Genomic DNA, 9,471 nt, shown 5'->3' on the forward strand with positions numbered 1-9,471 from the left:
CGAGGGCGGGTGCCCCTGTAGGAGCGAGGAGGGTGCCGAACCTCGAGCTAATCCCGCCGCGGGTGGTTCGTGGTTTGGGTGTGCGCCCCGTGCCTAGCGAACTGGGGCGGGGAGGCTGTCGCGGTTTAGCCTGTTGCGTGGCAGCCTCCACCCCGCAAACAATGAGCCACCGCGTATCAGAGTGTAACCCCGGTGAGAGCCTCGCCTAATACTGCGGTAAACTGAAAGTTATGACTGCAACTCCGTTCTACATCACCACCGCCATCTCCTACCCCAATGGCAACCCGCACATCGGCCACGCCTACGAAACCATCGCAGCCGACGTGCTAGCCCGCTTCAAGCGCCTCGACGGCTTCGACGTGCGCTTCATGACCGGCACCGACGAGCACGGCCAGAAGATGCAGACCACCGCCGAGAAGCTCGGTAAGACCGCTAAGGAACTCGCCGACGAGAACTCCGCACGCTTCAAAGCAATGAACGACGCGCTGAACATCAGCTACGATCGCTTCATCCGCACCACCGACCCCGACCACTACGTCGCATCCCAGGCCATCTGGAAGCGCATGGAAGAAAACGGCGACATCTACCTCGACAAGTACGCCGGCTGGTACTCCGTACGCGACGAAGCCTACTACGCAGAAGACGAAACCGAAGTCCGCGACGGCCAGCGCTACGCCATCACCACCGGCACCGAAGTCGAATGGACCGAAGAAGAATCCTACTTCTTCCGCCTCTCCAAGTACGGCGACAAGCTCCTCGAACTCTACGCCAACGAAGGCTACGTCTACCCCGAATCCCGCCGCAACGAACTGATCTCCTTCGTCAAGGGCGGCCTCAACGACCTGTCCATCTCCCGCACCACCTTCGACTGGGGCGTACCCGTACCCGGCAACGACAAGCACGTCATGTACGTGTGGGTCGACGCCCTCACCAACTACCTGACCGGCCTCGGCTACCCCGACACCGACAACGAGCTGTTCACCAAGTACTGGCCCGCCGACCTGCACCTCATCGGCAAGGACATCACCCGATTCCACTCCATCTACTGGCCCGCATTCCTGTGGTCCGCCGGAATCGAACTGCCCAAGCGCGTCTTCGGCCACGGCTTCCTGCTCGTCAACGGCGAAAAGATGTCCAAGTCCGTCGGTAACGTCGTCGACCCCGCAAACCTCGTCGACGCATTCGGCCTCGACGCGGTCCGCTTCTTCCTCATGCGTGAAGTGTCCTTCGGCCAGGACGGCTCCTACTCCGAAGATTCCATCATCAACCGCATCAACTCCGACCTGGCAAACAACCTCGGTAACCTCGCCCAGCGTTCCCTGTCCATGGTCGCCAAGAACTGCGGCGGTGCCGTCCCCACCCACGGCGAATTCACCGAAGCCGACCGTAAGATCCTCGACCAGGCGGCAGCCCTCTACGAGCCCGTCCGTGCAGACTTCGACGAGCAGGCATTCCACCGCGCCCTCGAGCGTATCTGGACCGTCCTCGCAGACACCAACGCCTACTTCGCAGAACAGGAACCCTGGACCCTGCGCAAGAACGGCGAACTCGACCGCATGAACACCGTGCTGTACGTAACCCTCGAGGTCGTACGCCAGGTCGCCCTGCTGCTGCAGCCCGTCATGCCCGACGCAACCGCCAAGCTGCTGACCCTGCTCGGCGTACCCGAAGGCGACGCACGCCAGTTCGCAGCCCTCGGCACCGCACTCGTGCCCGGCACCGAACTGCCCGCACCCGCACCGGTGTTCCCCCGCTACGAAGCACCCAAGGCATAACAGCTGCCTGAGCATCAGTGGACAGCGCCGTAACTGATAGCGCTGTAACGGATAGTCTATGAAAGCCCCCGGCTTCCTGACCCCCCCAGATGGGGGAGGACCCGGGGGCTTTTCGCATACACATATATAGGTGTAGGCGCGGGCAGAGATGGGAGGCAGAGAAGCAGGGCAATGATGCGGGGTAAGGGCTGCGGGGCGAGAACGCAGATTGCGCCGCCACTCATCCTTAAGGATGAGGCCTGCGCCCCGCCCAGCCCGCCACAGGCTCAGCTCAACCCGTGGAATGAGCGGGGAACCTTCGCATCCGCAGGTCAAGACCCGGTGAACACCCGCCAAAATCAACCTGGAGGATGAGAAAAACCCTGTAGTCAGCGCCATGCTGCGTGAAATAATTGAACTATGACTACGACAACTCCTCACGCACAGACGGCACAGGTCGCCGTCTCCGCACGAAACCTTTCCAAAACCTACGGCATGGGTGAAGCCACCGTCCACGCCCTCAACAACGTCTCCGTCGACTTTGAGCAGGGCAAGTTCACCGCCATTATGGGTCCCTCCGGCTCGGGTAAGTCCACGCTGATGCAGACCATCGCAACCCTGGATACCCCCGACCCGAACCCGGCAACCTCCATCCGTATTGGCGGTACCGAGCTCTTCGGTCTGAAGGACAACGCCCTCACCGAATTCCGCCGCGAACACATCGGCTTCATCTTCCAGGCGTTCAACCTGGTGCCCACCCTCACCGCGGGCCAGAACATTGACCTGCCCCTGGGCCTCGCCGGTAAGAAGCCGGACCCGCAGTGGCGCGACTACCTGGTCAAGACCCTCGGCCTGGAAACCCGCCTCGACCACCGCCCCGAACAGCTCTCCGGCGGTCAGCAGCAGCGCGTCGCCATCGTGCGCGCCCTGCTCGCACGCCCCGAAGTGGTCTTCGCCGACGAACCGACCGGTAACCTCGACTCCAACTCCGGCGCCGAGGTGCTGCGCCTGCTGCGTGCCGCCGCAACCGACCACGCACAGACCATCCTCATGGTCACCCACGACGCAAACGCTGCCTCCTACGCAGATCGCGTGGTCTTCATCAAGGACGGCATGGTCGCCGGCGAAATGATCGAACCCACCTACGACGCCGTCCTCGGCGCAATGGCACAGCTGGAAGGTCGATAAGCCGTGGCAACCACACTGAACACGGTGGCGCGCTCCAATCTGCGCGCCTCCAAAGGAAAATATATCCTCACGGGCATAGGCATCGCGATCTCATCCTTCTTCATCGCCGCCATTATGATGCTTACCAATTCGTTGCAGGCGACCGTCAACTCCTCCGTGGGTGACGTGCTCTCCCGCGCCGAGGCGGTCGTCGCCTCCGCCGCTACAACCTCCGACGGTAAAGACAGCACCTCTATCTACCTGACTCGTGACCAGATTCAGAAAGTAGAAAAGAGCGACCTGCTCTCCGGCTACTGGGTTCAGTATGCCGTTTCAGGTGCGCTCGGTACCGGCGATCAGAAAACCCTCGTGCAGTACAACCAGCTGCCCGCCGACTCGAGCCTCTTCCCGTACAAGGTGCAGGGTAAAATCCCCAGTAGCGACCACGAAATCATGGTCTCCACCTACTTCGCGAAGAAGCACAACCTCTCGCTGAACGGCAAGGTTACCAGCACCGACGTTGTAGAATCCGTCAGCGCCCCCGGTACTGACAAGACCGCCGAATACACCGTCGTCGGCCTGTTCGACCCCGGTTTTGAAGGCTCCACCACCAACCAGGCTGTCTTCATTGGCGGCACCAACCTCGGCGAAGCCACCCTGAAAGCAGCCGAGACAGAAAACAAGAGCTCCGCGGCAGGCTACCGGAACATGGCTGGCGCGAACCTCATCTACCTCAAGTTCAAGGACGGCGTAACCGACGCCAAACTCAAGAGCCTGCAGGATACCCTCAGCAGCGGCGACACCAAGAACGACCCGCGCGTCATGACCGGTCAGAAGCTGCTGGAAGACTACCAGAAGAGTATCTCCACGGTCTTCACCTCCATTAGCGTGGTCCTGGGTGCCTTCGCGGCACTGGCTCTGCTGGTTTCCTCCTTCGTCATCTCCAACACCTTCGCGGTGCTGGTCGGCCAGCGCATCCGTGAACTGGCTCTGCTGCGTACCCTCGGTGCCCGTGGCGGCTCCCTCGTACGGATGCTACTCATCGAATCCATTACCGTGGGCGTGGTGTTCTCCCTCATCGGTGCGCTGCTGACCTACCCGGTCGGCATGCTGGTTGGTGCAAACCTCACCACCATCATGATCTCGTACTCAATCACCCCGGTGATTATCAGTACCCTGATCTGCACCATTGTCACGGTTCTGGCGTCGCTCTCCCCGGCACGAAGCGCCCTGCGCATCTCGCCCATTAGCGCGATGAGCGAGCACACCAACCTTGAGGTGCGCAAACCCGGCAAGGTTGGCCCGATCCTGGGTCTGGTCTTCGGTGCCGCAGGTATCGGCCTGGTTATGCTGGCTCAGAACCAGGGTTCCGGTGAGGGTGCTGGCAATAAGGCCATCCTCCTCATGATGGGGGCCGCACTGCTGCTCGGTATTGCGGTCTTCCTCATCACCCCGCTGGTACTGCCGCCGCTGGTACGTGCCCTCGGTAAGGTCACCCGCACCCAGACCGGCAAGCTGGCGCTCGCCAACGCACTGCGTTCGCCCAAGCGCACCGTCTCCACCGGTCGTGCCGTGCTGGTGGGTACCCTGGTCGTGTCGACTGTGCTGACCGGTTACTCGGTGCTGAGCGCCTCGCTGACCAAGGCCCTGGATCAGCAGTACCCGATTTCTGCGCAGGCAAAGTACAGCTCGTATGACCAGTCCGAGGCAGCCTCCACCGTGACCAAGGCGGAGGAAATCGCCTCCAAGGTCAAGGGTATTAAGAACGTTCAGGCATCCGCTGTTGGTTACGCAGCCGGTGTGGTTGACTACACCGTCGAGTACGAAGGCCAGACCGCCAACCAGAATTCCGACCTGGTGGCGCTGAGCTCCTCCGATCTGAAGGCAATCCTGCCGGGCGAAAACTCAAACCTTGCCGATGACACCGTGCTCGTACCGCAGGGCCTCTGGAAGTCCGCTGGTTTGAATGAGTCCAGCCGTCTGAAGGCACACGGCCCGCTCGGCGAAGTGGAACTCAAGCCCGTCAAGTCCGCAACCAAGCAGAACCTGCTGATTGTCAACCCTGCCACCGCCGCCAAGCTGCAGGACGCCAAGAACCCGCAAAAGGTTGCTAACCCTGCCGCTGAGGAAGCTCAGAAGCGCCTGGAAGAAGCAATCGCCAGCGGTGACAAGGAAGCTCAGACGAAGGCAGCTCACCTGACCGTCACCAGCCAGGCAACCGGTAACGACACCGTCGTTCTGGTGCGCGCCGCCTCCCCGCTGACCAGTAGCGAGAACGCGACCCTGCAGGCTGACCTGAACCGAGCCAGCCCTGACAGCTCCTTCACCGGTGGCTTGCAGGAACGTCAGACCTACGACCAGCTGCTGACCGTTATGCTGACCTTCACCCTGGTGATGCTCATGCTCGCAGTGGTCATCTCCATCATTGGTGTGGCGAACACGATGACCCTGTCGGTCAACGAACGCCGCCGCGAGAACGCGATGCTCCGCTCGCTGGGTCTGTCCCGCAAGCAGCTGCGCCGCATGATCTCCATTGAGGCGATTCTGATTACGCTCGCCGCTGTGGTGCTCGGTATGGTTTCCGGTGCGGTGATTGGTAGCCTCTCGGCGCAGATTATTATGTCTTCCATGAGTGCTTCCGCCCCGCTGGTGCTTGACCTGCCGTACGTCTGGTACGTGGTCATCCTCGTTGTGGGTGTGCTCGCCGCGATGCTGGCTTCGGCTTTGCCGGCGGCTCGTTCGGCTCGCATGTCCCCGGTTGAGGGTATGCGCGGCTAACCCGCTGTACCTGGCATAGTCACAGTACCCGGCAAACCCGGATACTCGGCGTGAGAAAGCCCCGGAAGGGTGCCCCGATAAGGGAGGCGCCCTCCGGGGCTTCACTGTGTCCTCTAGTCTGCCGTGCTTGTGCTCTCAGATTCTTGGAGCTGACCTGTAGCATGGCTTTGCGCGTATGATGGGTGTATGAGCACTAGCCACCCCAATCTGCGTCGCGGGTACACGCTACCCCATGAAGCGGAGGTTCTTCAGATCCTCCGTGACGCTGGTGTGCGCCGTGCCCGACTCTTCGGCAGCGCCGCCCGCGGTAAGCTGACCGAAACCAGCGACCTGGATTTTTTGGTGCAGATGCCGGGTGTAGCCCCTTTTGACGAGTTCATGCAGATGGTGGATGCTCAGCACCGCATTGAACAGTTGACCGGCCGTAGCGTTGATATGGTCACCCGGTTGCGCCCTCGCATCTATGCGGAGGCAGAACCTGACATGGTGGAGCTACCGCTATAAGAAGTTGCCTGAGCTGATGAGCGACTTTGAACAAATCATCGACGAGATACAAGAAACTACTTAACTAAAGAGCCCCGGAGGGTGCCTCGATCAGGAGGCGCCCGCCGGGACTTCACTGTGTCCTCTAGTCTGTTGTGCTCTCTATTTCTGCTGTGCCCTTATATAAGGGAGCGCTAGTGGGCGATACCCGCCTCATACGCCATAATGACCGCCTGCACACGATCACGCGCACCCAACTTCGCCAACACATGCGACACATGCGTCTTCACCGTCGCCTCCGAAAGCACCAACTCCCGCGTAATCTCCGCATTCGACAAGCCACGCGCAATCAAACCCAGAACCTCAAACTCACGCGGCGACAACTGCTCAATCAACTCACGATGCGGATAATCCTGCACAGGCTCAAAGCTTGCATGCTCAGCCGGAATGAACGTCGCCTTAGGAAGCTCAGAACCAGCAGCCGGGGGAATAGCAGGAACAGACTCAGCGGCAGGAGCGGTAGGAACAACAGGAGCGGGGGAGTCCAGCACCGGAATCATCTGCTCCAACAGACGGCGAGTTGCAGACGGCGCAATCACCGCATCGCCGCGGTGCACCGTACGAATCGCTTCCAGCAGCTGCTCGGGCGGGGTGTCCTTCAACAAGAAACCGCTCGCACCCGCACGCACCGCCGAATACACGTACTCATCAATATCGAAGGTCGTGAGCATAATAATGCGCACCCGTTCATCCTCGGAAACTTCACGCTCGCCGTCACGCTCCAGAATACGGCGCGCCGCCTCCAGGCCGTCGCAGTGAGGCATGCGCACATCCATGAGGATGACCTGCGGCGCCTGCCCCTCAGACACCATGCGGTCAAAAACGTCAATTGCCGCCAGGCCGTCATCAGCTTCCATGACGACCTGCAGGTCTGGCTGGGAGTTGACGAGCATGCTCAAGCCGCCGCGCACTAGGCGCTGGTCGTCAACGAGCATCACGCGGATCGGCTGGGTGGTCTGTGGCGCAGAAGTCTGTGGTGCAGAAGAGTACATAGTTTCAATCCTAGATCACGAGGTAGTAGAGGGCACCGGTATTAGAGGTCGCGGTAGGGTAGCGCCGCCTCAACGAGCCAGCTACCGTCGGGTTGCAGACCGTAGGCGAGGGTGCCGTGGTAGAGGGCGATGCGCTCGCTCATGCCGCGCAGACCGTTGCCGCTACCGGGTACAGGGCGGGCAATGTGCTGAGCCGCGGTAGAGGAAACCGGGTCGTTCTGAACCCGCAACTGCAGACCGTCCTTACCCCAGTGAATAGCGACGGTGGTTGCTGCGCCGGGGGAGTGCTTGAGCGCGTTGGTGAGCGCCTCCTGCACGGTGCGGTACGCCGCGAGTTCTGCGCCCTGCGGTAGGGTGCGCGCCATGGTGCCGGTGATTCCGGTGAAGGTGACGGGTAGCCCGGCTCGGCGGCTCTGCTCCACGAGGGCGGGCACATCGCTGAGGGCGGGCACGGGTGCGTAGGCGGTTGCCTCGTCCGTGCGGAGTAGCCCGAGCAGGGAGCGCATCTGGGTGAGGGAGTCTCGTGCCGTGTCTGCGATGAGCTCGAGGGTCTGCTCGGCAATATCCGGTTCGCTCTGCTGAGCCTGACCCGGTTGCTCTGCCTGCTGTGCGCGTGCGGTGCGGGCGCTCGCGGCGGCGTAGCGTGCCCCATCCGCCTGGGAAATAATGCTGGAGAGCGAGTGCGCCACAATATCGTGCATTTCGCGGGCGATGCGGGTGCGTTCGTCCTGCGCGGCAAGGCGGCGTTCCTGTTCCTGCTCGTATTCGAGGCGGCGGGCGCGTTCTTTGAACTCTTCACTGCGTAGTTCGCGCATGCGGCGGGAGTCGCCGAGGAACCAGAAGACGGTGAAGATGGATCCGCAGAGCACGCCGAGCAACAGGGAGATGAAGATGCGGGCGGGTATGTCGTCCCAGTGGTAGAGGAATGAGAGCGAGGCCTGCACGGTGACGGCGAGTGCGCCGACCCAGCCGAGAATGAGGGCGCGGAAGCGGGCGCGGCGGGTCCAGTGCCTGCCGACATGGTAGGCGGCGAGGCTGACCGGCGGGTAGCAGGTGATGGCGAGTGAGCCGGGGTAGGGCTCCACGAGGGTGAGGCAGAGCGCCGCGATGACCACGTAGATGCTGCCGTAGGGGAAGCGGTAGCGGAAGTAGAGCGCGGTGGTGCTGCAGAGCGCGGAGATGAGCGGGATCCAGCCGTAGCCGTTGATGAAGGCAACGGAGAGTACGCAGCAGAAGAACTGCATGTGTGCGACGACGATGATGTTCATCCAGCTGCGTTTGTCTCTGAGGTAGGTTTGTACGCGGCTGGAGGCGGTGATTGCGTCGGCGGGCAGGTCGCTGCTTTCCGAGATACCGCGGGTATGCGTTACGGCGTGGCCTGATTCGGCTGTCTCTGTGCTGTGCTGTGGGTTCTGCTGGGGTTCGGTGTGCTTGAGGGGCATGTTTCCAGTGTATCGGGGTGGTGGGGCGGGACTGGGAGCCTCTTTCTGCTCTCACATGCAGGAATATTCTGTGGGTTTGTGTGTGTGGGTGTGTGCTTGCGTGTGTGTGACACGCTAAAAACATCTATTTTTAGTGACCTTGATTACTTTTTTGTAGATTATTTATTCAACTAAAGCTTGAGGGTTTGGGGTTGTATGGGGTTCGAATTCGGGTTTAAGAGACCTGTAACTCCCTTAAGTAACCTATTTTGGTTGAAAAACCTTCAACCAAGGCGGAGAGTTTAGGGGAAACCCCCTCATCAAACCATTTTTGGAACCATTGCGGTACAGGTCCTTGATGGGTATAGTTTTAGCCGTACCCGAAATCTGCGCCCGAGGTCTAAGACCTCACAGAACGAACACCAAGAGTTCTGAGGCGCGTCTCCCCAGATAGGGGAGCGGAGTGCAGCATTATGTCGTTATCACCAGAGGTTAGGCTCAAGCCGACTCACTCACTCGACTTGTTTCAAGTGATGTTTTCTGCCGCGCACGACGGCGGGTGATAACTTTTATTCCTCAAAATGACATCACTCTCGAAGGACATACATGTCTACTAATATTTCTCGCCGCAAGGTTGTCGCTGGCGCAGCATGGGCTGCTCCGGTTGTCGCAGCATCTGCTGCAGTTCCCGCTTTCGCATCTTCCACTGAGTGCGAGTACGCATCTGCTCCCAAGTTCAACATTTCCGGTCAGCCCTCCGGTGCTAAGGATACCGTGAAGTTCACTGTTCCCGCTAAGGTTGACAAGATTCGCTTC

General features: G+C 60.7%; 6 protein-coding genes and 1 pseudogene. 5 read left to right on the forward strand and 2 right to left on the reverse strand.

What is annotated here, in order from left to right; translation table 11 throughout:
* Nucleotides 1-230: 230 nt before the first annotated feature.
* The 4 genes from metG (at nt 231) to HMPREF2765_RS05125 (ending at nt 6,203) form a co-directional block, all read left to right on the forward strand.
* Nucleotides 231-1,775: a methionine--tRNA ligase gene (gene metG, locus HMPREF2765_RS05110; protein WP_070604526.1), complete on the forward strand. Its 1,545-nt coding sequence runs from the start codon at nt 231-233 to the stop codon at nt 1,773-1,775.
* A gap of 399 nt (nt 1,776-2,174) precedes the next feature.
* Nucleotides 2,175-2,942, forward strand: coding sequence for an ABC transporter ATP-binding protein (locus HMPREF2765_RS05115; RefSeq protein ID WP_005507396.1), 768 nt, complete (start codon nt 2,175-2,177; stop codon nt 2,940-2,942).
* A 3-nt stretch (nt 2,943-2,945) separates the two neighbouring features.
* Nucleotides 2,946-5,699: an ABC transporter permease gene (locus HMPREF2765_RS05120; protein ID WP_070604528.1), complete on the forward strand. Its 2,754-nt coding sequence runs from the start codon at nt 2,946-2,948 to the stop codon at nt 5,697-5,699.
* A gap of 186 nt (nt 5,700-5,885) precedes the next feature.
* The gene (locus tag HMPREF2765_RS05125; RefSeq protein ID WP_070593447.1) at nt 5,886-6,203 is read left to right on the forward strand and encodes a nucleotidyltransferase family protein; all 318 of its coding nucleotides are present in this window, start codon (nt 5,886-5,888) and stop codon (nt 6,201-6,203) included.
* Nucleotides 6,204-6,376: 173 nt separating this feature from the next.
* Here HMPREF2765_RS05125 and HMPREF2765_RS05130 read toward each other — a convergent pair whose 3' ends face one another.
* On the reverse strand, nt 6,377-7,234 hold the full coding sequence (locus HMPREF2765_RS05130) for a response regulator (protein ID WP_070604530.1): 858 nt from the start codon (nt 7,232-7,234) through the stop codon (nt 6,377-6,379).
* Nucleotides 7,235-7,275: 41 nt separating this feature from the next.
* Entirely contained in the window at nt 7,276-8,676 is a 1,401-nt protein-coding gene (locus HMPREF2765_RS05135) for a histidine kinase (protein WP_141749091.1), read from the reverse strand.
* A 585-nt stretch (nt 8,677-9,261) separates the two neighbouring features.
* Here HMPREF2765_RS05135 and HMPREF2765_RS05140 point away from each other — a divergent pair.
* Nucleotides 9,262-9,471: pseudogene (locus tag HMPREF2765_RS05140) on the forward strand (transcriptional initiation protein Tat); the annotation flags it as partial.

This window comes from Rothia sp. HMSC062H08 (assembly GCF_001810775.1).
Lineage (GTDB): Bacteria > Actinomycetota > Actinomycetes > Actinomycetales > Micrococcaceae > Rothia.

Bases quoted from the DNA above. Each gene is read 5' to 3' on its own strand.
- metG (WP_070604526.1), top strand. From the start codon at position 231: ATGACTGCAACTCCGTTCTACATCACCACCGCCATCTCCTACCCCAAT.
- HMPREF2765_RS05115 (WP_005507396.1), top strand. From the start codon at position 2,175: ATGACTACGACAACTCCTCACGCACAGACGGCACAGGTCGCCGTCTCC.
- HMPREF2765_RS05125 (WP_070593447.1), top strand. From the start codon at position 5,886: ATGAGCACTAGCCACCCCAATCTGCGTCGCGGGTACACGCTACCCCAT.
- HMPREF2765_RS05130 (WP_070604530.1), bottom strand. From the start codon at position 7,234: ATGTACTCTTCTGCACCACAGACTTCTGCGCCACAGACCACCCAGCCG.
- HMPREF2765_RS05135 (WP_141749091.1), bottom strand. From the start codon at position 8,676: ATGCCCCTCAAGCACACCGAACCCCAGCAGAACCCACAGCACAGCACA.